The organism is Olleya sp. Ti.3.14, assembly GCF_038154885.1.
Classification (GTDB): Bacteria; Bacteroidota; Bacteroidia; order Flavobacteriales; family Flavobacteriaceae; genus Olleya.
In genome coordinates this window covers 168,595-189,564 of the sequence record NZ_JBAKAO010000005.1, presented here as the reverse complement: position 1 = coordinate 189,564, position 20,970 = coordinate 168,595, and the positions used below count along the sequence as shown (strand labels likewise).

Annotated in this window: 24 protein-coding genes; 18 read left to right on the top strand and 6 right to left on the bottom strand. The window is 31.6% G+C overall.

Translation table 11 applies throughout. From position 1 onward, the window contains the following. Window positions 1-6 precede the first annotated feature (6 nt). From V6251_RS09275 to V6251_RS09260, 4 genes are all read left to right on the top strand, one after another. Window positions 7-813, top strand: coding sequence for a glycosyltransferase (locus tag V6251_RS09275; RefSeq protein ID WP_341587992.1), 807 nt, complete (start codon window positions 7-9; stop codon window positions 811-813). Next, window positions 814-1,392: a phosphoribosyltransferase gene (locus tag V6251_RS09270; protein ID WP_341587991.1), complete on the top strand. Its 579-nt coding sequence runs from the start codon at window positions 814-816 to the stop codon at window positions 1,390-1,392. Window positions 1,393-1,570: 178 nt separating this feature from the next. Further along, on the top strand, window positions 1,571-2,011 hold the full coding sequence (locus tag V6251_RS09265; protein WP_341587990.1) for a hypothetical protein: 441 nt from the start codon (window positions 1,571-1,573) through the stop codon (window positions 2,009-2,011). Window positions 2,012-2,123: 112 nt separating this feature from the next. After that, window positions 2,124-3,437 carry a dihydrolipoamide acetyltransferase family protein gene (locus V6251_RS09260; RefSeq protein WP_341587989.1) on the top strand — a complete coding sequence of 438 codons (1,314 nt, stop codon included), beginning with the start codon at window positions 2,124-2,126 and terminating at the stop codon, window positions 3,435-3,437. Between the two features lie 87 nt (window positions 3,438-3,524). Here V6251_RS09260 and V6251_RS09255 read toward each other — a convergent pair whose 3' ends face one another. The 3 genes from V6251_RS09255 to V6251_RS09245 are packed head-to-tail and all read right to left on the bottom strand — an operon-like array spanning window position 3,525 to window position 4,940. Beyond that, a complete protein-coding gene (locus V6251_RS09255) occupies window positions 3,525-3,824 on the bottom strand; it encodes a hypothetical protein (RefSeq protein ID WP_341587988.1) in 300 nt (99 codons plus the stop codon). Between the two features lie 3 nt (window positions 3,825-3,827). Beyond that, complete coding sequence (locus V6251_RS09250; protein ID WP_341587987.1) at window positions 3,828-4,253, bottom strand: hypothetical protein; 426 nt, start codon at window positions 4,251-4,253, stop codon at window positions 3,828-3,830. Between the two features lie 48 nt (window positions 4,254-4,301). Further along, window positions 4,302-4,940: a glutaredoxin family protein gene (locus V6251_RS09245; protein ID WP_341587986.1), complete on the bottom strand. Its 639-nt coding sequence runs from the start codon at window positions 4,938-4,940 to the stop codon at window positions 4,302-4,304. A 72-nt stretch (window positions 4,941-5,012) separates the two neighbouring features. Here V6251_RS09245 and V6251_RS09240 point away from each other — a divergent pair, with 72 nt between their 5' ends. The 8 genes from V6251_RS09240 to ftsY all read left to right on the top strand — a co-directional run bounded on the left by V6251_RS09240 (window position 5,013) and on the right by ftsY (window position 9,980). Further along, window positions 5,013-5,786 carry a 3'-5' exonuclease gene (locus tag V6251_RS09240; protein ID WP_341587985.1) on the top strand — a complete coding sequence of 258 codons (774 nt, stop codon included), beginning with the start codon at window positions 5,013-5,015 and terminating at the stop codon, window positions 5,784-5,786. A 3-nt stretch (window positions 5,787-5,789) separates the two neighbouring features. Then, window positions 5,790-6,401, top strand: coding sequence for a fumarylacetoacetate hydrolase family protein (locus V6251_RS09235; RefSeq protein ID WP_145000353.1), 612 nt, complete (start codon window positions 5,790-5,792; stop codon window positions 6,399-6,401). A gap of 3 nt (window positions 6,402-6,404) precedes the next feature. Beyond that, window positions 6,405-6,746 (top strand): Hpt domain-containing protein, encoded by a 342-nt coding sequence (locus V6251_RS09230; RefSeq protein ID WP_145000351.1) that lies wholly within the window; start codon window positions 6,405-6,407, stop codon window positions 6,744-6,746. Then, the gene (locus tag V6251_RS09225) at window positions 6,746-7,996 is read left to right on the top strand and encodes a competence/damage-inducible protein A (protein ID WP_341587984.1); all 1,251 of its coding nucleotides are present in this window, start codon (window positions 6,746-6,748) and stop codon (window positions 7,994-7,996) included. The genes V6251_RS09230 and V6251_RS09225 overlap by 1 nt, the downstream gene beginning before the upstream one ends. Before the next feature lie 82 nt (window positions 7,997-8,078). After that, entirely contained in the window at window positions 8,079-8,315 is a 237-nt protein-coding gene (rpmB, locus tag V6251_RS09220) for a 50S ribosomal protein L28 (protein WP_028282774.1), read from the top strand. 27 nt (window positions 8,316-8,342) lie between these two features. Continuing rightward, the gene (gene rpmG, locus V6251_RS09215) at window positions 8,343-8,525 is read left to right on the top strand and encodes a 50S ribosomal protein L33 (RefSeq protein ID WP_028282775.1); all 183 of its coding nucleotides are present in this window, start codon (window positions 8,343-8,345) and stop codon (window positions 8,523-8,525) included. Window positions 8,526-8,559: 34 nt separating this feature from the next. Beyond that, window positions 8,560-8,712 (top strand): DUF4295 domain-containing protein, encoded by a 153-nt coding sequence (locus V6251_RS09210; protein WP_145000347.1) that lies wholly within the window; start codon window positions 8,560-8,562, stop codon window positions 8,710-8,712. Window positions 8,713-9,005: 293 nt separating this feature from the next. Further along, on the top strand, window positions 9,006-9,980 hold the full coding sequence (gene ftsY / locus V6251_RS09205) for a signal recognition particle-docking protein FtsY (protein ID WP_341587983.1): 975 nt from the start codon (window positions 9,006-9,008) through the stop codon (window positions 9,978-9,980). A gap of 50 nt (window positions 9,981-10,030) precedes the next feature. Here the strand turns inward: ftsY and V6251_RS09200 are convergent, their stop codons facing one another. Continuing rightward, on the bottom strand, window positions 10,031-11,107 hold the full coding sequence (locus tag V6251_RS09200; RefSeq protein ID WP_341587982.1) for a serine hydrolase domain-containing protein: 1,077 nt from the start codon (window positions 11,105-11,107) through the stop codon (window positions 10,031-10,033). Window positions 11,108-11,218: 111 nt separating this feature from the next. Next, complete coding sequence (locus V6251_RS09195) at window positions 11,219-12,220, bottom strand: fibronectin type III domain-containing protein (protein WP_341587981.1); 1,002 nt, start codon at window positions 12,218-12,220, stop codon at window positions 11,219-11,221. Window positions 12,221-12,423: 203 nt separating this feature from the next. On the opposite strand from V6251_RS09195, the gene rimO reads away from it, so the two are divergent. The 3 genes from rimO (at window position 12,424) to V6251_RS09180 (ending at window position 14,941) form a co-directional block, all read left to right on the top strand. Continuing rightward, complete coding sequence (gene rimO / locus V6251_RS09190; protein ID WP_341587980.1) at window positions 12,424-13,731, top strand: 30S ribosomal protein S12 methylthiotransferase RimO; 1,308 nt, start codon at window positions 12,424-12,426, stop codon at window positions 13,729-13,731. A 76-nt stretch (window positions 13,732-13,807) separates the two neighbouring features. Next, the gene (locus V6251_RS09185) at window positions 13,808-14,305 is read left to right on the top strand and encodes a DUF4878 domain-containing protein (RefSeq protein ID WP_145000339.1); all 498 of its coding nucleotides are present in this window, start codon (window positions 13,808-13,810) and stop codon (window positions 14,303-14,305) included. Further along, the gene (locus V6251_RS09180) at window positions 14,306-14,941 is read left to right on the top strand and encodes a YiiX/YebB-like N1pC/P60 family cysteine hydrolase (RefSeq protein ID WP_341587979.1); all 636 of its coding nucleotides are present in this window, start codon (window positions 14,306-14,308) and stop codon (window positions 14,939-14,941) included. Between the two features lie 6 nt (window positions 14,942-14,947). Here the strand turns inward: V6251_RS09180 and V6251_RS09175 are convergent, their stop codons facing one another. After that, complete coding sequence (locus V6251_RS09175; RefSeq protein WP_341587978.1) at window positions 14,948-16,207, bottom strand: carboxypeptidase-like regulatory domain-containing protein; 1,260 nt, start codon at window positions 16,205-16,207, stop codon at window positions 14,948-14,950. A gap of 130 nt (window positions 16,208-16,337) precedes the next feature. On the opposite strand from V6251_RS09175, the gene bshC reads away from it, so the two are divergent. From bshC to guaA, 3 genes are all read left to right on the top strand, one after another. After that, the gene (gene bshC, locus V6251_RS09170; RefSeq protein ID WP_341587977.1) at window positions 16,338-17,939 is read left to right on the top strand and encodes a bacillithiol biosynthesis cysteine-adding enzyme BshC; all 1,602 of its coding nucleotides are present in this window, start codon (window positions 16,338-16,340) and stop codon (window positions 17,937-17,939) included. A gap of 3 nt (window positions 17,940-17,942) precedes the next feature. Next, window positions 17,943-19,316, top strand: a complete 1,374-nt coding sequence (locus tag V6251_RS09165) for a pyridoxal phosphate-dependent decarboxylase family protein (protein ID WP_341587976.1) — start codon at window positions 17,943-17,945, stop codon at window positions 19,314-19,316. Between the two features lie 80 nt (window positions 19,317-19,396). Continuing rightward, window positions 19,397-20,929: a glutamine-hydrolyzing GMP synthase gene (gene guaA / locus V6251_RS09160; RefSeq protein WP_341588012.1), complete on the top strand. Its 1,533-nt coding sequence runs from the start codon at window positions 19,397-19,399 to the stop codon at window positions 20,927-20,929. Window positions 20,930-20,970: the final 41 nt, after the last annotated feature.

Below are 20,970 nucleotides of genomic sequence, written 5' to 3'. Positions count from 1 at the left end.
TAATTAATGGAGCATCAATTAGCCATTTTATTGCCTCACTACAATAATATTGAAGGATTACGTGCTACATTACAGTCGCTATTACCAGAAACGGAATCGTTTACATTAATTGTCATTGATGATGGTAGCACTAACCAGACGGAAGTAGAGGGATTAATAGCTTCGTTTATGTCCAAGTTGGATATTACCTTATTAAAGCAACCAAAATGTCTTGGTGTAACTGCAGCATTAAATAATGGGTTAAGTTATATTCTCAAACAACCGCATTTTAAATATATAGCAAGATTAGATGCAGGAGATAAGTGTGTTAATAACAGGTTTGCTAAGCAGGTCAAAGCATTACAAGCAAATGCAAGTTTAGGTTTAGTTTCTAGTTATGTGATCTTTGTAACGGTCAATAACACATTTTTATTTAATTTTAAACCACCTACAACTCATAGCAAATTACAACAAGCGATATATAAATACAATCCATTTATACATCCAGCTGTAATGTATAAAGTGGAAGTTGTTAAAACAATTGGGTTATATCCAGAAAATTATCCAGCTCTTGAAGATCATGCTTATTTTTTTAAAGTAATTAAATATTTTAAAACAATGGTACTGCCAGAGTTATTGCTAGAATATGAGGTTAATCCAAATAGTATTTCTAATTTAAAAAGAAAGCAGCAAACTAAAAGCAGAATTAAACTACTTAAGGATAATTATAATTATACATTTACTGCAACTTTAGGTTTGGTCAGAGCTTTTGCGACTAGTCTAATACCTAAAACTATTTTACTATACTTTAAAAAAACTTTTTTTTATAAATAAATGAAAGTACTTACATTAAATAATGAAACTTTTGAAAAAGAGAGTCTCAAATTAATTTCTAAACTAGAAGTTAAACCAGATTTAGTTGTAGGTATAGTTAAAGGTGGAAGCTATGTTTTAGAAGCAATAAAAAAACATCCAACTATTAACGATGGTTTATTTGAGTTAATAACTTTACAAAGACAATCTACCAAAATAAAGCAGCGTTACTTAAAACCTTTTTTATCTGTATTACCTTATCGTATATTAAATAAGCTTCGTATTTTAGAGTCAAAGCAGGTAACATCCAAAATTTCTAAATTAAATTTAAAACAGTTGCAAAATATTGTGTTAAAATTTGAAATAGAAAATACTAAAGCAAAATCAATAAAAAATATTCTTATTGTAGATGATGCAATAGATACAGGGAAAACTATGTTTATTGTAAAAAATAATTTGAAGCAAAAGTTTCCTGAGGCTAAAATAGAAATAGCAGTATTGACGTGGACTATCGATAGTTCAATAGTAAAACCTGACTATTATTTATATAAAAATACATTACTAAGATTCCCTTGGTCCAATGATTATAAACAGCAATAAATCAAATAAAAAAGTACTTGTAATGGACTTGGATGGTACGTTGTATAACATTAATACCTTTCATTTTTTTATCAAATATTTGGTGCGTTTTAGTTTAAAAACTTTTAATGTAAAATTGCTTTTTAATCTTGTAAAAGCTATGTTTCTAAGGTTGTTTGGCTTTATTAATCACTCTAAAATGAAATATATTATTTTAAAGGCAATTAAAGGAAATGAAAAAATAAATTATGAGGCTTTTGTGTCTAGTTTGTCAAATTATAAAAACCATTTAAAAGTAATTGAAGACACCACATTTGATATTAAAATTTTAGCAACTGCAGCGCCAAATTGCTATTCAAAAATCATTGCCTTAAACGAAGGGTTTGATGTTTGTTTGGCAACTAATACACCAGAAAAAAACTATAAATCCGATTTTGAAAATATTAGAGAAGTTAAAAAGCAGGCAGTTACCACTTATTTAAAAACACTAGGCAATAATCACTTTGATACTGTAGTAACGGATCATTTTGATGATTTACCTTTAATTAAGATAGCTCAACACGTTATTTTAGTAAATCCCAATAAAGAGACTAAAAATATCTTAAAACAAAACCAAATATTTTTTAATATTGTATCATAAAAATACTATTAACGTTTTTTTAAGTTGATGTTTTAAACTTATTTAATCGTTTGATTGATTTTTTTATTAATTTTGCAATTCAACACAGTAAAAAGACTATTAGATTATTAATATGGCAAGATTTGAACTTAAATTACCAAAAATGGGAGAGAGCGTTGCAGAAGCAACGATTACCTCATGGTTAAAAGAAGTTGGTGACACTATAGAAGCAGATGAGGCAGTTTTAGAAATTGCAACAGATAAGGTAGACAGCGAAGTACCTAGTGAGGTTGACGGTGTTTTAGTAGAAGTACTATTTAATGTGGACGATGTGGTTCAGGTTGGTCAAACCATAGCTATAATTGAAACAGAAGGAGAAGTAGATGGTACAACCGAAGCTGTTAAGCAAGACAATAATCCTGCTCCAGAAACAGAAGCAGTAATAGAAGTCTCTAAAACGGTTGAAGTGGCGCAACAAGCAGCAGCTCCAATAGCATCAAACGATGATCGTTTTTATTCGCCATTAGTAAAAAACATGGCTAAAGCAGAAGGTATTGCGCAATCAGAACTAGATGCAATTACAGGAACAGGAAAAGATGGTCGTGTTACAAAAAACGATATGGTTACTTATCTAGAAAATAGAAGTAGTCAACCAGCTAAAGCAGCAGCACAACCTACTACTTCAGCACCTGCACCAAAACAACAAGCTAAACCTCAGGCACCAATGCAAGTTGCTGCAGGAGATGAAGTTATTGAAATGACTAGAATGGGTAAATTAATTGCTCATCATATGGTAGAGTCTACTCAAACTAGCGCACACGTACAAAGTTTTATTGAGGCAGATGTTACTAATATCTGGAATTGGCGTAAAAAAGTTAAGGATAGTTTTGCAAAACGTGAAGGTCAAAACTTAACCTTTACTCCAATATTTATGGAAGCTATTGCTAAGGCATTACGCGATCATCCAATGATGAATATTTCTGTTCAAGGAGATAAAATTATCAAAAAGAAAAATATTAACCTTGGTATGGCTGCAGCTTTACCAGATGGTAATTTAATTGTTCCTGTTATTAAAAATGCAGATCAATTAAACTTAGTGGGTATGACTAAGCAAGTAAACGACTTAGCTGGACGCGCTAGAGATGGTAAGTTAGCACCAGATGATATCCAAGGTGGAACTTATACTGTAACTAATGTTGGTACGTTTGGAAGTATCATGGGTACTCCAATTATTAATCAACCACAAGTTGGTATTTTAGCTTTAGGAGCAATTCGTAAAGTGCCTGCAGTTATTGAGACACCAGAAGGTGATTTTATCGGAATTCGTTACAAAATGTATTTATCGCACAGTTATGACCATAGAGTTGTAAATGGAGCATTAGGAGGACAGTTTGTTAAATCGGTTAAAGATTACTTAGAGTCTTGGGATAAAAACAGAGAGATATAAAAAACATAAAGTATTTTATAAAAAAAGCACAATCATTTGATTGTGCTTTTTTGTGTTTAATAACATTAGGTTATAATAGTACGCATCTTATAAATGTGACCATAGCATGTACGCTAAAAATAGTAGATGGATAATTAATGTGATTTTAGTAATCCATTTTAAATTTGGTTTATGTATCCAAATGGTAGAAACTATAGAGGTTAGTGTTAAAACAACTAACGTTGTGTCCAGTTGGTTAATGTTTTTAAAAAGATTAAACCAACCGTTTAAAAAAGAAAGCTGTCTATCTGTTTGATTACTAATAGTATTAAAAACAAATATCCAGGCACCTATATAATACACATTTAATAACGCGACTAAGCCAGAAAACAGTCTGTTAATCCTCATGCCTTATTTATTAATTGTATTGTCGGTAATAATTTTTATTAATTGATCAGTATCAGATGTGTTAGTATTGCTCATGTCTACAGTAAACGTGTTGTCTATTTGGTAGACCGTTAAGTTATTATTTTCAAACGTATGATATTTAAATTTTGAAAAAGTCAATCGGTGTTCTTTAAAATAACTATTAATTCGAATAGTCATTCCTACTTTGTTCCATTGCACATAGTTTTTTCTAAAAACTTTATTCAAAAAATAAAGAGCAAAAAGAATGTAGCCAAAACGTTGTATTCTTTTAATCCAAACGTCATCAATTGCATCAGTAGCTTGAAAAATAAAACCTGAAAAGATGCATAATAATGCCACTATAAAAACAGTTTTAGGTAGCCACGAATTCTTAAAATTAGAAAGGTTGTCAAAGTATATTTTTTTCATACTAGGGTAAGAATAATTAATTTAAAACCAATTAGGTAGCAGTATTTGTTAATTTAGTCCTTCGCGTAAAGCTTGAATAAACTCGTCTAAACTAGTGATATTGTTGTAAAGTTTGTCATTAATCTTTAAAATTGGGATTTGGCTAAAATCACTTTTAGAATTAATGGATTTAAATTCTTTAATTATTTTATCATAATGTGTCGCGTCTTTATCTAGGTTATATTCAGTGTAATTAATCTTGTTTTTTGTTAATATGTGTTTAGTATCAGGACAAATCGTGCAGTCGTCCTTAGTGTAAAGTGTGACCTCTTTGTTATGTAATGCTCTGTCTAATTTAAAATCTATAATTTTAAAATCTTTATCAATTTCTAGGCTATAAGACACCTCGTTAACCACTAAAATGTAGGTGTATTTTCCTTCGGTATTATTTAGCTTCACCATGGTTAATACACGTTTTTTGCTATTACCAGGAATAGTCTCTAAAATCGGACGTTCACTACTACGTCTAAAATCATTAGTTTCAACTTTTAAAAAAACATCATAGGATATGGAGTCGGTATTTTCAATATAAAGCTCATATCGTTTTCCTTTTACCTCTTCTTTTATAGAGACATGTTTATGATTGTTCTGGGAATAAACAGTCATGGTAGTAAAAGTTATAAGCAGCAGTATAAGGTTTCTAATCATTTTCAAAGTATTACAAAGTAAAAGTAACAGATTAGAATTATATTTGCATAAACCATACCAATAAAATCTTTTATGTCATTAAACTTAACAAAACCAATTTGCTTTTTCGATTTAGAAACTACAGGAATCAATATTACCAACGATAGGGTTGTAGAGATTTCTATATTAAAAGTGTTTCCTAACGGAAATAAAGAAAGTAAAACCTGGTTAGTTAATCCAGAAATGCCAATTCCAGCTGTGGTGTCTGCAATTCATGGTGTTACTGATGAGAGAGTTGCCAACGAGCCTACATTTAAGGAATTAGCACCAGAGATTAATGCGATGATTAAAGATGCAGATTTAGCTGGCTTTAATTCTAACCGTTTTGATATTCCGCTTTTAGCGGAAGAAATGCTGCGCGCAGATTTAGACTTTGACATGAAAGGTCGTGTTGCTGTGGATGTGCAAACAATTTTTCATAAAATGGAACAACGTACTTTAGGTGCAGCGTATAAGTTTTATTGCGATAAAAGTTTAGAAAATGCACACACTGCAGAAGCGGATACGTTAGCAACATACGAGGTTTTAAAAGCTCAGGTAGAGCGTTATGACGAACTTGAAAATGATACAAAATTTTTAGCCGAATTTAGTTCTCGCAAAAAATTTGCAGATTTTGCAGGTTTTATAAGTTATGACAAGGAAGGACAAGAAGTGTTTTCTTTTGGAAAGCATAAAGGTAAATTGGTAACAGAGGTTTTAGACAAAGAGCCTGGATATTTTGGATGGTTACTTAATGCAGATTTTCCGTTGTACACTAAAAAAGTGCTGACAGCAATTAAATTAAGAGCTTTAAATAATAAATTTTAAAACATGAAATTAATTTGCATAGGTCGCAATTATACAGACCATATCAAAGAGTTAGAAAACGAAAAACCTACAGATCCTGTAGTGTTTATTAAGTCTGATAATGCCATACTTTTAAAAAAACAACCCTTTTTTATTCCAGATTTTTCTAATGATGTGCATCATGAAGTAGAGGTTTTGGTTAAAATTACCAAACTAGGAAAACATATTGATAAAAAATTTGCTCATAAATATTATGATCAATTAAGTGTAGGAATAGATTTTACTGCTCGTGATTTACAAAAACAATTAAAAGAAAAAGGTTTACCATGGGAAAAAGCTAAATCTTTTGATGGAGCTGCAGTAATTGGTAAATGGATTGATAAGTCAGAATTTTCTGATGTAGATAGTTTAAATTTTAGATTAGAAAAAAATTCAAGTGTGGTTCAAACCGCAAACACAAGCTTAATGTTGTGGAAAATTGACGAATTGATTGAATATGTGTCAAAATATTTTACTTTAAAGATTGGAGATATTATATTTACGGGAACACCTTCAGGAGTTGGCAAGGTAGTTGCCAATGATAAATTAAAAGGTTATCTAGAGGATAAAGAACTATTTTCTATAACAGTTAAATAATACATGGAACAACATTACAAACTACATAGACTAAAAGAATTAGCAGACGACGATCAAGAGTTTATTTTAGCTTTAGCTTCAACTTTTATAGATGAAGTACCAAGTGATGCTAAAGTGCTTAAATTAGCAGTAGAAAATAAAAATTATCTATTGACTTATCAAACAGCACACAAAATGAAACCCACAGTTGATATGTTTGAGTTAGGTATACTTGACGATATAATTGAGGTGCAAGATTGGGGTAAATTTGAAAAAAAAGAGATCGATATCACTGATAAATTAAACATCGTTTTAGCTGCTATTGATAATGCAACTAACGAGATTATTCAAGATTTTAATTTATAATGCAAGCAGAAATAATTACCATTGGTGACGAGATTCTAATTGGGCAAGTAGTAGACACAAACTCAGCATTTATAGGTAAAGCACTAAATTCTATTGGTGTTTCTGTTTATCAAATAACCTCTATTCAAGACGATAGAGCGCACTTATTAAAAGCATTTGCTGAAGCAGAAAACAATGCAGATATTATCATTATAACAGGTGGATTAGGTCCAACCAAAGATGATATTACAAAGCATACTTTGGCAGATTATTTTGAAGATACTTTAGTTCAAAATGATGAGGTTTTACTCCACGTAGAGCAGTTATTTAAAAAGTATATCAACCAACCCATTTCCGAAATTAATAAAAAACAAGCACTAGTGCCAACTAAAGCAAAAGTGCTAATGAATAGGTTTGGAACAGCTCCAGGTATGTGGTTAGAAAAAGGAAATAAAACTTTTATTTCTTTACCAGGTGTGCCATACGAGATGAAAGCATTGATAGATAATGAAGTGCTACCTAATTTAGTCAAAAAGTATAAACGACCATATATTTTGCATAAAACCATACTTACCTATGGATTAGGTGAAAGCGTAATTGCAGAACGTATAGAAGCTATAGAAGACGCACTTCCAAAACATATTAAATTAGCCTATTTACCAAGTTTAGGTAAAGTAAGATTGCGTTTATCGGGAAAAGGTGAGGACGAGGCTAATCTAGCTTTAGATATTCAAGTTGAAATTGATAAAATATTACCATTAATTCAAGATGTTTTTGTCGGATTTCAGGACAATGATGAAGGTTTAGAGCTAAGTATTGCAAGACAATTAACAAAAAAAGGACAAACTTTAGCGTTAGCTGAAAGCTGTACAGGCGGAAAACTAGCAGAGCAATTTACGTCACATTCTGGTGCTTCAGAATTTTTTAAAGGCGCAATTGTTAGTTATGCCACACAGACTAAAATTGATCTTTTAGGTGTTTCAGAAGCGTTGATTAATCGTCATTCTGTGGTCAGTTTAGAGGTTGCAGAAGCTATGGCAACCAATATTAGAAAAATAATTAAAACAGATTACGCTGTTGCCACAACAGGTAACGCTGGACCAACAAAAGGAGACTCTGACGCAGATGTTGGAACAGTTTTTATAGCAATAGCTTCAAAAAACGGAGTAAAGGCTTATAAATTTAATATGGGAAACCATAGAGAACGCGTCATAAATAAAACAGTAAATAAGGCTTTAGAGTTGCTTCAAAAAGAAATTTTTGAAAATTAATTATTTAGCTATTGCCAAATAGTAAATAATTAGTATATTTGCACCTCGATTTTTAATAACATATTTTTAAAGTTATAAAGTAATGTCAAGAGTTTGTGAACTTACAGGAAAGAAGGCAATGGTTGGAAACAACGTGTCTCACGCGATGAATAGAACAAAGCGTACATTTGATGCTAATTTGATAAAAAAGCGTTTTTATCTTCCAGAAGAGGATAAGTGGGTAACTTTAAAAGTATCTACATCAGCATTAAAAACAATCAATAAAATAGGTATTGCTGCTGCTTTGAAAAAAGCTAGAGCAAACGGATTTATAAAATAATTACCCAATTAGGTAAATTAAAGTATTATGGCAAAGAAAGGTAATAGAGTACAAGTAATATTAGAGTGCACAGAGCATAAAGAGTCTGGAAAGCCAGGAACGTCTCGTTATATTACAACGAAGAACAAAAAGAACACTCCTGATAGAATGGAAATTAAAAAATTCAATCCTATCTTGAAGAAAATGACCGTACACAAAGAAATTAAATAATATTCCCTTTAAGGAATACTAAAACATATAAGTCATGGCAAAGAAAACCGTAGCATCTTTACAGACATCGTCTAAAAGATTATCAAAAGCAATTAAAATGGTGAAGTCTCCAAAAACTGGAGCTTACATGTTTGTTGAATCAATTATGTCACCTGAATTAGTAAAAGATTTCTTAGATAAGAAATAATTTTACTCTATTTTAATATAGTATTAAGCTGCTTACCTTTGGAAAGTGGCTTTTTTGTTTTTAAAATATTACGTTACTTTACATTATATAAATATGACAATGTAGCAGTCCTGCAAATTAGGCTTCATAATTGTTATATTGATTATTATATAAAGTGATTAATAGTATACAACATTAATTTAAAGTTGTAAAATATACATTTATAAGTGTTAGATTTACTTATAATTATTACAGTATATTAAACCTTGATCTCTTTTTAGGGATCAGTATATAAACAAAAACAATAATTTGAAATGAGTTTTTTTAAAAAAATATTTTCTTCAGAAAAAAAAGAAACCTTAGATAAAGGCTTAGAAAAATCAAGTACAAGCTTTTTAGGTAAATTAAGTAAAGCTGTCGCTGGAAAGTCTAAAGTGGATGATGCAGTTTTAGATAATTTAGAAGAAGTATTAGTCTCAAGTGATGTTGGTGTTAATACCACTTTAAAAATAATAGAACGTATAGAAGCTAGAGTATCCAAAGATAAATATCTTGGTACAGATGAGCTTAATAGAATATTACGAGAGGAAATAGCAGGCTTACTGTCAGAAACTAACTCTGGTGAAGATACAGAATATAAAATTCCGCAATTACCTAAACAACAAGATGGATCTAAGACACCTTATGTTTTAATGGTTGTTGGTGTTAATGGAGTTGGTAAAACAACCACTATTGGTAAATTAGCTTATCAATTTAAAAAACAAGGATTAAAAGTAGTTTTAGGTGCAGCAGATACTTTTAGAGCTGCAGCTATTAATCAATTACAAGTTTGGGCAGATCGTGTAGATGTACCTATGGTACGTCAAGATATGGGAAGCGATCCAGCTTCAGTTGCATTTGATGCTTTACAATCTGGAGTTAATCAAAATGCAGATGTCATTATCATTGATACAGCAGGACGTTTACATAATAAAATCAATTTAATGAACGAGTTAACAAAGGTTAAACGTGTCATGCAAAAAGTTGTTGGAGATGCACCACACGATGTATTATTAGTTTTAGATGGTAGTACTGGTCAAAATGCTTTTGAACAAGCCAAGCAATTTACTGCTGCAACAGAGGTTACAAGTCTTGCAGTTACTAAATTAGATGGTACTGCTAAAGGTGGTGTAGTAATTGGTATTAGTGATCAATTTCAAATTCCTGTAAAATATATTGGTGTTGGAGAAGGTATTGAAGACTTGCAAGTATTTAATAAGTTTGAGTTTGTAGATTCTTTTTTTAAGTAGATTTAGACAATAAATGATAATCAAAAGCTTCTATTTTTAGAAGCTTTTTTTTAGTTAGTTACTGCATTAATTTTTTCCCAAAGGTCATTATCAAAAGTAGATAAAGCAAAATTTGTGTCGTCTGCTGCATCTCCCATTCTAATAACAACAAGGTCTTTACTTGGTACGATATAAATTTTTTGGTCATTTTTACCTAAAGCACAATACATATCGTTTGGTGCATTTGGTATTAGTTTTCCTGAAAACTCAAACTGACTTTGTGGTAAACGGAAACTTGACTTACCATTAAGCCACCACAAATAACCATAAGCTTCATTAATATTTTGTGAAGTATTTGTAGCATCTTCTATAAAAAATTGCGATACTATTTGTGTATTTTCCCATAATCCATTTGCAGATAGCATTAAACCAAATCTAGCCATACTTCTGGTGTTGCTCCAATAAACACTTAAATCTCCAACCGGAATCCAAGTACCAGTCATACCAATTTTATTTTTTAAGTTTTGATTAAAGTAATTAGTCCATGTTTGGTTGCTGGCTTGTGCTACAATATCTTGTAATTTTACGTAGACGTTATGATAAGCCCAACGGGAATTTGCATCTGCAATATACTGTAAGTCGTTTGAAGAAACAGCGTCGCCTAAAGTATCATCTAATCCAGAGGTCATAGATAAAAGGTTTTTACAAGTAATTAGGTTTTCTTTTTCTAAAGTGGTACTAGTCCATCCAGCTCCTAGATAGTCAGAGACTTTATTGTTAATATTCAATAACCCTTGGTCTTGTGCAATTCCGGTAATGGTGCTTGTTAATGTTTTTCCTGCACTTGCCCAATACCATGGAGTTGTATTTGTATGTCCATTAAAATACTGCTCAAAAGCAATTTTTCCTTTATGTAAAATAATAAAAGACTTGGTATTTGATGTTTCTAAAAATAATGATAATTCGTCTAAAGCGTTTGTATTCCAATTTAATTTTAAAGGCGAAAGGGTTTCCCAAGTATCAGAATTTATAGGCGGAAAATATATAGCTTCGGTAGTTGGATTTTCTATTTCAAAGTCCTTGTTTTCAGAAGAACAACCAAATGTAAAAAGAAGTATAATGCTGAGAAGGCTTCGGATGGGTTTCATACTAATAGTTTATAATAGGACTAATATAAAATAGATTAGTTTAATAATTATAGCAAAAAAAAAGCCTAGTTATTTATTTACTAGACTTTTATTTATTAAGTGTTTTATATTTTAAGGAACTGTAACAGTTACAGGACCTATCCAATCACTAAACCCATTTGTACCACCACAATTAGATCTAATATAATAGTCATAAGCTTGTCCTGATGTTAGTCCGCTACTACCTACAAAATATGTAAGTCTTACTGGAACAATAGGAATAGCTGCTGTATTTAAAGTATTAAATGAGGTGCCTGCTTCAACATACGTTATTTCCCAATTATTTTGAGAATCTACATGGTCCCAATTAAAATCAAAATACCTTGTTGGAAAACCAGAACTACTTCCTGTACCTGTGCCAATATTTTCAAAATTAAAAGGATCTATACAGTTTGGATTAAAAGCAGCAGTAGTTGTTGTAACTGTTAATGGACCTGTCCATACACTATAACCATTTTCAGTACATTTGCTTTTTATGTAAAAATCATAAGTTGTTTGAGCGGTCAAACCAGAGACAGTTGTTGAAGAGTTTTCTGAAGTTACATGAACTGTTCCATTTCCTGGGTTAAATCCTTGGTCTCCGTATTCAATTTCATATTCATCACCACCATTATCTGACCAAAGAAATCTAGCATAATCTGATCCAACATTAGGACCATTAGTGTTGTATCCTAAACTAAAATTTGTAGGTTCGTTACAATAAGGGTTGTCATCTGTGGTAACAAAAGAAAAAGGTCCAGCCCAATTGCTATAAGCTTCGATATCATTACAATAAACACGTGTATAAAACGAATATTGAGTTTCTGGTTCTAAGCCTTCTATAATTTTGTAAGTATCTGGTACTGTATATAATGTTCCACTGCCTAATGTAAATCCTAAATTACCATACTCAACTTGATATAAAGATGAATTGACTTGAGAGGTCCAATCTAATTGAGCAAATGTATTGGCAATAGTTGTAAGATAAAGATTTGTTGGTTTAGCACAACTGTTTGTGTTATCTGTGTCGTTATCGCTGTCGCTAGAACAGCTAAAAAGAACTATTGAGATAAAAATTAATAGTATTTTTTTCATTAAAATAAAAATTTAATAGTTGGTTAATATTCGCAATATATTAATTAATTTTTTAAACTAAATAGCAAATTTTTTAGATAAGAGTAGTTGTTTGTTAAACAATTTGAATGTTAGATGTTTATGCTGTTATAAGTTGTTTATGTTAAGATTTAATAAACGTAAATCCTAAATCATTTTGTATCTTTGCAGTCCAAAAATGAGGTATGAGAACAAAGTCACTTAAAAAAAACAAAATCAATGTTATAACTTTAGGTTGTAGTAAAAATGTCTACGATAGCGAAGTCCTAATGGGACAATTAAAAGCTAACGGAAAAGAAGTTGTGCATGAGGAGGAAGGTAACGTGGTAGTTATTAATACCTGTGGTTTTATCAATAATGCAAAGGAGGAAAGCGTGAACACTATTTTAGAGTACATGCAAAAAAAGGAAGATGGAGAGGTTGATAAAGTATTTGTAACGGGATGTTTAAGTGAGCGTTATAAGCCAGAATTACAAAAAGATATACCTAATGTAGATCAATATTTTGGTACTACAGAGCTGCCAGGTTTACTTAAAGCTTTAGGTGCAGATTATAAACATGAGTTAATAGGAGAGCGTTTAACTACAACACCTAAAAATTACGCCTATTTAAAAATTGCAGAAGGTTGTGATAGACCATGTAGTTTTTGTGCGATTCCTTTAATGAGAGGTAAGCACAAATCTACACCAATTGAAAACTTAGTTACGGAAGCTGAAAAGTTAGCAGCAAATGGTGTTAAAGAGTTAATCTTAATTGCCCAAGATTTAACGTATTACGGTTTAGATTTATACAAAAAACGAAACTTAGCAGAGTTACTTGAAAACTTAGTTAAAGTTGAAGGTATTGAATGGATTAGATTGCATTATGCTTTTCCAACAGGTTTCCCAATGGACGTGTTAGATTTGATGAAGCAAGAGCCAAAAATTTGTAATTATCTAGATATTCCATTACAACATATTAGTGACGATTTACTTAAAAGTATGCGTCGTGGTACTACCAAAGAAAAAACAACAAATCTAATTAAGCAGTTTAGAGCTATTGTCCCAGAGATGACTATTAGAACAACATTAATTGTTGGTTATCCAGGCGAAACGGAAGCACATTTTCAAGAATTAAAACAGTGGGTAAAAGATATGCGCTTTGAGCGTTTAGGTTGTTTTACTTATTCTCATGAAGAAAACACACATGCCTATAACTTGGAAGACGATGTGCCACAAGATGTAAAGCAAGACAGAGCTAACCAAATTATGGAAATTCAATCTCAGATTTCTTGGGAATTAAATCAAGAAAAAATTGGAGAAACCTTTAAAGTGGTTATAGACCGTAAAGAAGGTATTTATTTTGTAGGTCGTACTGAGTTTGATAGTCCAGATGTAGATAATGAAGTGTTAATAGATGCAACTGACACGTATTTAAAAACAGGAGAATATTACAATATTAAAGTGACTGAAGCTGAAGATTTTGATCTTTATGGTGAGTTAGTAAAAGCTTAAATTAAGGCATTCAAAATAAAACAATTTGAATGTTAAATCTAAAAAAGTATATTTACAAAACTAAACAAACCAAAAAATGAAAAAATCAGTATTAAAAACAGTAGTAGTAGCTTGCTTTTTTATGTTAACAGCTTGTGGTGGTGGAGGACCAGAAGGTGCTACAATTAGCTTTTTAGAAGCTATGTATTCTGGAGATTTTGAAACAGCTAAAAAACACGCAACTACAGACACAAAATCTATGTTGTCTATGCTAGAGTCTTTTGGCGCAAAAGATCAATTTGCAGATAAGATGAAAGAAGCAGATATTTCTTTTAAAGTAGTTGATACTAAAATTGATGGAGACAAAGCAGTATGTACTGTAAAAATGTCAAGTAGTCAAGATGAAAAAGATCAAGATATGCCAATGAATCTTATTAAAGAAGAAGGGAAATGGTTGGTAAGTATGGACAAAGAGTCCATGAATAAAGAAGGCTTAGATAAAGCTAATAAAGAAACAGGAAATCCTGATATGGAGTCTGATGACGATATGGATGAGGAAATGATTGAGGAAGATGATTATGAGGCTGCTGAGTAAATGTTAAAAACCACTATAAAAATATCACTAGTCTTAGCTGTTATTTTTTTAGCATATAAATTTTTTAAAGACGATTCAAACAGACCGTATGAATCGTCTTTTTTGTATAAATTATCGCCTATAGAAAAAGCTAAACTTCAAACTGGAGATATTATTTTAAGACGTGGTTATGGTTTTGTAAGTACTATGATTTCTAAAATGATGAGTGAGGACTATGATGTAACTCATCTAGGTGTTGTTATCAAGCAAAATGATAATTTAAAAATTGCACATGCGCTGTCAAGTAGCGTATCTAATCAGGATGGTTTACGTTTGCAGGCAATAGATTCTTTTGTGCACAATTCTCATGATAAGACGATTTTGGTCACTAGATTAAAAAATATAGATACAATTAAACAAAGTAAAATTGTAAAGCAAATTGATTATTATTATAAAAAACAATTACCCTTTGATCATAGCTTTAATTATAAAGATACTACTGAGCATTATTGCTCTGAGTTAATTTGGCGTATATATGAGCATAATTTAAAAATTCTGCAAGTAGCAGATAGTATTACAGATCAGCAAAAATATAATACACTTAAAACGTTTTACGATCCAAATTATTTTAATATTATAATCAATCACCAAAAGTAAAATAATCTAGTTTTTTTCGACTTGCCTTTTAATTTTCTTAATAGCAGTTTCAATAGATTTTTCAGGCTCTATAATATTATATTCACCCCAAAAATCGGGATCTCTAAAGCCGGAAACTTGGTCTTGCAAAATACTATTTTGTTTAAGTTTTTTAGACTGTGTATTGGTTAATAAATCCTTATTTATATTCCAATCTGTTATAGCCATTTCACTTTGTAATGTATATCTACTATTAAACCATCGGTTATCCCAATTAACTTTAAAAGAGATTAATATATTACTATAAGCAAAATACCATTTGCCATCTTTTGTTCTGTAATTAACCTTGTAAGCAGCTTCAGTTGGATATACATTAGCTTTTCTTGGTTTTTTTCTCACAAATAATTTGGTAGCTTCGGTTTGATTTTCAACATTTAAATTAAAAACAGCACTAGTTAAAGCATAATTATTAGCGTCAATATAAAGTGTGCCATAATACAAAGGTCTATAAATAGTTTCTTTTTGTTTAAAATTTACAACATAAACTAATTGATTATCAACCTGAGTAGATCTACCAAAAGTAAACGTGTAGTCACTCAAGGTTTCATCATTAAAAATGTATTCAGGATACTTAATAATGTCAGTGTGTAAACTGCTAAAGGGACCTCCTTGAATTTTAAGTGCTATGGTATCTAACCTTGAGTAATCTGTGTTTTTTCTAGCCTTTATTAAAGTAACATCGTCATTTTTGCTAGAGTTATAAGACGATTTATTAATGCTAACAATGGCTTCAGATAATGATGCATTTCTGTTACGTTTTTTAATAGTTTCTCTATAAAAACCTGTCATAAAAACAGTTTCAGTAGCGTAGTTTTCTACTTTTAGGTTTAATACTTTTTTTACTAGTTCTTCTGCATCTTTAGGTGCTGCAATATCTATAGCAGCCAATACTGTGGCTGCTTCTTGTAAATATATTTTAGTATCAGTTGGTTTAAATTCTGATAAAGCAACTTCTAATTTTTGATACCCTAAATAAGATATTGTTACATTGTTTTGTAACAGGTCTTCTGGGACTTTTAACGTAAACTCGCCATCACTATTAGCTATAGTACTAACGTTGGAGTTGGTAATAATTAAATCGGCTAATGCTAAAGGATTATTGGTAGCTTTATCTAATACTATTCCTTTAAATTCGGTTATATTTTGACTAAAACCAAAAAAACAAGTTAGTAGTGTAAAATAGACTATGAAGTTTTTAATGTTTAAAGGTAGTACGGTTGATTTCACTAGTGTTGTGTTTGCAGATTATCTTATAAAGTTACTCAAATTTCAACACTTTACTCTTGGGTTTTATGTTAATTTTAAGACATACTAAAGGGCAAACTGCCTTATCTTTACAGCAGATTAATTTGTAACTATGCCAACAGACTGTATACCCTTTAAAGAAACAGGATATTTTTCTCAATTAATTTGTGATTATTTAGCTGAAGCTGAATCACTAAAACCGTTTTATAATAGGTTTCCTAATATCAAAAACTTTGAAGCTCAAATAAAACAGAAGCAAGATAATTTTTCTCAAGAAGGTAGAGTGGTCTTAGTAAAAACTTTACAAGAGCAATATAACCTACTGGAAACTTCAGATGCTACAGACACTAACATTAAATTATTAGCAGACAATAAAACCTTTACAATTACAACAGGTCATCAGCTTAATTTATTTACAGGACCATTATACTTTTTGTATAAAATTGTGTCTACAATAAATTTAACTAAGCAATTAAAAATACAATACCCAGAATATAATTTTGTGCCTATCTATTGGATGGCTTCAGAGGATCATGATTTTGAAGAAATAAATTATTTCAATTTTAAAGGCAAAAAGATACGTTGGAACAAAAATGCTTCAGGAGCAGTTGGAGATTTAGACACTACAGGTTTAGATAACGTATTAGACCTTTTTGCAAAAGAGTTAGGGATTGGTCAAAATGCTAAATTTTTAAATACACTATTTGAAAACGCTTACTTAAAACATGATAATTTAGCTAAAGCCACACATTATTTAGCAAATGCATTATTTGGTGAGCATGGTTTGGTTATTATAGATGCTAATAATAAAGATTTAAAAACATTATTTATACCTCAAATTAAAACAGAGTTATTTAATAATACATCATTTCAAAAAGTTACTGAAACATCAAATCAATTAAGTCAAGTATCAGAAAACTACGCTATACAAGTAAATCCTAGAGATATAAATTTATTTTACATCACTAAAAATGTAAGAGAACGTATTGTTTTTAAAGATCAAAAATATTCTGTTTTAAACACGTCAATATCTTGGACTAAAGAAGAGTTGTCAAAACATATAGACCAGGCTCCAGAATGTTTTAGTCCTAATGTAATTATGCGTCCATTGTATCAAGAAGTTATTTTGCCAAATTTATGTTACATTGGTGGAGGTGGTGAGCTAGCTTACTGGTTTCAGTTAAAAGCTAATTTTGAAACTAATAATGTGGTTTTTCCAATATTACTTTTACGTAATTCTGTTTTAATAAAAACAAAACAGCAAGCGGATAAACTTAAAAAACTAAGCATATCTGATAAAGACTTGTTTTTAAAACGTGATAGTTTTATTAACAAAAAAGTACGAGAAATTTCTAATATTGATATTGATTTTTCTGAACAAATTCAACATCTAAAATCACAGTTTCAACAACTTTATAAGCTAGCAGAATCAACGGATAAGTCTTTTGTTGGTGCAGTAGCCTCTCAAGAAAAAAAGCAAATTAATGGGTTGGCACATCTTGAAAAAAGATTGTTAACTGCTCAAAAAAGAAAACTTAAAGATCAAGTAGAGCGTATTACCGATTTACAATACCAATTGTTTCCTAATTATAGTTTGCAAGAACGTAATACTAATTTTTCAGAATTATATTTAGAATTTGGTACGGATTTAATACCTCAGTTAATTAAAAATTTAAAACCTTTGCAAGGTCAATTTTTAATTCTTGAATTATAAGCCATGCATAAAATAGATTTAGATTTAGTTGAAATGACGCTAGACGTCATGAAATATACAATAGATCGTATTTCAAAAACTGAAGACGTCATTGGTAAACCTCAAAAAGCCGAAACTTTAAAAGCGCTTGTAGGAGAAACAGTGACAGACAAAGGTATTGGTGGAGAGACTGCTTTTAATCTATGGAAGCAACACTTAATGCATGCTAACGTAAAAATAGATCATCCACGTCATTTAGCATTTGTGCCAGCATCTCCAACCAGAGCCTCGATTTTATTTGATTTGGTAACTTCAGCATCAAGTATTCATGGTGCGTATTGGATGGAAGGAGCAGGTGGTATTTTTTGCGAAAACGAAGCCATGAAGTGGATTGTATCATTAACAGGATTACCACAAGGTGCTTTTGGTGTATTTACTAGTGGTGGTACTGCAGCAAACTTGTCTGCAATTGTTACAGCACGCGAGTATTGGAGAAGTCTAAACGATGACAACAAAAATCAAAAAGGCTTAATAATCACCTCAATTGGTGCGCACTCTTCAATCAAAGCTATGGCTAAAGTGGTGGATGTGGATGTATTGTTGGTAGATACAGAAGACCGTTTAAAAGGTAGTGCATTACAACATACAATAGACAATTTAACACCACAACAAAAACAACGTCTATTTGCTGTTGTGGCAACAGGAGGAACAACTAATGCAGGAATTATTGACGATTTAGATGGTGTAGCTACTATCTGTCAAGCAGAAAACCTATGGTTTCATGTTGATGCTGCATATGGAGGAGGTGCTTTAGCAGCAAACTCTGTTAGACACCTGTTTAACGGAATTGAAAAAGCGGATAGTATTACCATTGATCCACACAAATGGATGTTTTCTCCATACGATTGTGGTGCAGTAATATATAAGCAACCAGAATTAGCTAAAAAAGCGCACGCACAAGAAGGTTCCTATTTAGATATTTTCAAAGACGAAGGAGCACATGGCTTTAATCCAACAGATTATCAAATACAATTAACACGTCGTGTACGTGGATTACCTTTATGGTTTAGTTTAGCTACTCATGGTACAGATAGATATAAAGAAGCTGTGGAGCGTGGTTTGGAATTAGCAACCATAGCTGGACAATTAATAAAAGATATGGGTCATGTAGAGCTGGTTAGAGAGCCAAGCTTATCATGTGTACTTTATAGACGCAAGGGATGGACTCCAAATGACTACAGAGATTGGACTTTTAAAAATCACGATAAAGGCTTTGCATTAGTAACACCAACCAAATGGAAAACAGGTGATAGTTTTGAAACCGTTTCGCGTTTTTGCTTTATAAATCCAGATACGACAACTCAGGATATTAAAGCAATTTTAGAGTCCATGAAATAGTATTTGTTAATTGTTAAAAAATAGTGCAAATTTTCATAAATCATAAATAGTATTTATCAATGCAATTACTATTTTTGTGCATGCAACACGACAAAGTACTTATATTAGATTTCGGATCGCAATACACACAACTAATTGCGCGCAGAGTTAGAGAGCTTAACATCTATTCCGAAATACACCCATTTAACAAACCACCAAAAAACGTAGACGATTACAAGGCAGTAATACTTTCTGGAAGCCCAATGTCTGTAAGATCAAAGGATGCTTTTCATCCTGACTTATCAGAGATTAGAGGCAAAAAGCCAATGCTAGCTGTCTGTTACGGTGCACAATATTTAGCACATTTTTCTGGAGGTGAAGTAGCCGAATCAAACACACGCGAGTATGGTCGTGCCAACTTAAGTTTTGTAGAAGAGGATGCTTTTTTTAAAAATATATCAGTAGGTAGTCAAGTATGGATGAGCCATAGTGACACCATCAAACACCTACCAACAAACGGAAAATTATTAGCAAGCACGCACGATGTGCAAAATGCAGCTTATAAGATAGAAGGCGAGTCGACTTACGCGATTCAATTTCATCCAGAAGTATACCACTCTAAAGACGGTAAACAATTACTAGAAAACTTTTTAGTATCAATCGCAAATGTAAATCCAGATTGGACACCAAATGCATTTGTGCAAGAAACCGTTGAGGATTTACAAGCAAAACTTGGAGACGATAAAGTTGTTCTAGGATTATCAGGTGGAGTAGACTCGTCAGTAGCAGCCATGTTATTGCACAAAGCAATAGGCAAAAACCTATACTGCATATTTGTAAATAACGGATTATTACGTAAAAACGAATTCACAGAAGTATTAGAACAATACAAAGGGATGGGCTTAAACGTAAAAGGTGTAGACGCTTCGGCACGCTTTTTGGATGCATTAGCAGGACTGAGTGATCCAGAAAAAAAGCGTAAAGCTATAGGTAACGCATTTATCGAGGTGTTTGATCAAGAAGCAAATCTAATCGAAGATGTAAAATGGTTAGCACAAGGGACAATTTATCCAGACGTGATAGAAAGTGTAAGTGCAACAGGAGGACCAAGTGCAACTATAAAAAGTCATCATAATGTAGGTGGATTACCAGACTACATGAAATTAAAAATTGTAGAGCCACTTCGCGCTTTGTTTAAGGACGAAGTAAGACGTGTTGGTGCAAGTATGGGTATGGATAAAGACCTTTTAGGACGTCATCCATTTCCAGGACCAGGTTTAGCAATCAGGATTTTAGGAGACATCACAGCAGAGAAAGTACAAATTTTACAAGATGTAGATGCTGTCTTTATTAACGGATTACGCGACGCAGGATTATACGATAAAGTATGGCAAGCAGGTGCTATTTTACTACCAGTAAATAGTGTGGGTGTAATGGGAGACGAGCGTACTTACGAGAAATGTGTAGCACTAAGAGCTGTAGAAAGTACTGATGGTATGACTGCAGACTGGGTAAATTTACCATACGAGTTTTTACAAAAAACAAGTAACGATATAATAAACAAAGTAAAAGGCGTTAACAGGGTAGTTTACGACATAAGTAGTAAGCCACCAGCAACTATAGAGTGGGAATAAAACCTCCTTTTTTAAAAATTTTATAATAAGTTGGGCGTTAC

What these genes read in the sequence shown, in the direction of transcription:
- V6251_RS09260 (WP_341587989.1), top strand. Translation starts at nt 2,124, where the DNA reads ATGGCAAGATTTGAACTTAAATTACCAAAAATGGGAGAGAGCGTTGCA.
- V6251_RS09245 (WP_341587986.1), bottom strand. Translation starts at nt 4,940, where the DNA reads ATGATTAGAAACCTTATACTGCTGCTTATAACTTTTACTACCATGACT.
- bshC (WP_341587977.1), top strand. Translation starts at nt 16,338, where the DNA reads ATGCCAACAGACTGTATACCCTTTAAAGAAACAGGATATTTTTCTCAA.
- V6251_RS09270 (WP_341587991.1), top strand. Translation starts at nt 814, where the DNA reads ATGAAAGTACTTACATTAAATAATGAAACTTTTGAAAAAGAGAGTCTC.
- V6251_RS09235 (WP_145000353.1), top strand. Translation starts at nt 5,790, where the DNA reads ATGAAATTAATTTGCATAGGTCGCAATTATACAGACCATATCAAAGAG.
- V6251_RS09250 (WP_341587987.1), bottom strand. Translation starts at nt 4,253, where the DNA reads ATGAAAAAAATATACTTTGACAACCTTTCTAATTTTAAGAATTCGTGG.
- ftsY (WP_341587983.1), top strand. Translation starts at nt 9,006, where the DNA reads ATGAGTTTTTTTAAAAAAATATTTTCTTCAGAAAAAAAAGAAACCTTA.
- V6251_RS09165 (WP_341587976.1), top strand. Translation starts at nt 17,943, where the DNA reads ATGCATAAAATAGATTTAGATTTAGTTGAAATGACGCTAGACGTCATG.
- V6251_RS09185 (WP_145000339.1), top strand. Translation starts at nt 13,808, where the DNA reads ATGAAAAAATCAGTATTAAAAACAGTAGTAGTAGCTTGCTTTTTTATG.
- V6251_RS09275 (WP_341587992.1), top strand. Translation starts at nt 7, where the DNA reads ATGGAGCATCAATTAGCCATTTTATTGCCTCACTACAATAATATTGAA.
- V6251_RS09200 (WP_341587982.1), bottom strand. Translation starts at nt 11,107, where the DNA reads ATGAAACCCATCCGAAGCCTTCTCAGCATTATACTTCTTTTTACATTT.
- V6251_RS09210 (WP_145000347.1), top strand. Translation starts at nt 8,560, where the DNA reads ATGGCAAAGAAAACCGTAGCATCTTTACAGACATCGTCTAAAAGATTA.
- V6251_RS09265 (WP_341587990.1), top strand. Translation starts at nt 1,571, where the DNA reads ATGAAATATATTATTTTAAAGGCAATTAAAGGAAATGAAAAAATAAAT.
- rimO (WP_341587980.1), top strand. Translation starts at nt 12,424, where the DNA reads ATGAGAACAAAGTCACTTAAAAAAAACAAAATCAATGTTATAACTTTA.
- guaA (WP_341588012.1), top strand. Translation starts at nt 19,397, where the DNA reads ATGCAACACGACAAAGTACTTATATTAGATTTCGGATCGCAATACACA.
- V6251_RS09180 (WP_341587979.1), top strand. Translation starts at nt 14,306, where the DNA reads ATGTTAAAAACCACTATAAAAATATCACTAGTCTTAGCTGTTATTTTT.
- V6251_RS09255 (WP_341587988.1), bottom strand. Translation starts at nt 3,824, where the DNA reads ATGAGGATTAACAGACTGTTTTCTGGCTTAGTCGCGTTATTAAATGTG.
- V6251_RS09230 (WP_145000351.1), top strand. Translation starts at nt 6,405, where the DNA reads ATGGAACAACATTACAAACTACATAGACTAAAAGAATTAGCAGACGAC.
- V6251_RS09225 (WP_341587984.1), top strand. Translation starts at nt 6,746, where the DNA reads ATGCAAGCAGAAATAATTACCATTGGTGACGAGATTCTAATTGGGCAA.
- V6251_RS09195 (WP_341587981.1), bottom strand. Translation starts at nt 12,220, where the DNA reads ATGAAAAAAATACTATTAATTTTTATCTCAATAGTTCTTTTTAGCTGT.
- rpmB (WP_028282774.1), top strand. Translation starts at nt 8,079, where the DNA reads ATGTCAAGAGTTTGTGAACTTACAGGAAAGAAGGCAATGGTTGGAAAC.
- rpmG (WP_028282775.1), top strand. Translation starts at nt 8,343, where the DNA reads ATGGCAAAGAAAGGTAATAGAGTACAAGTAATATTAGAGTGCACAGAG.
- V6251_RS09240 (WP_341587985.1), top strand. Translation starts at nt 5,013, where the DNA reads ATGTCATTAAACTTAACAAAACCAATTTGCTTTTTCGATTTAGAAACT.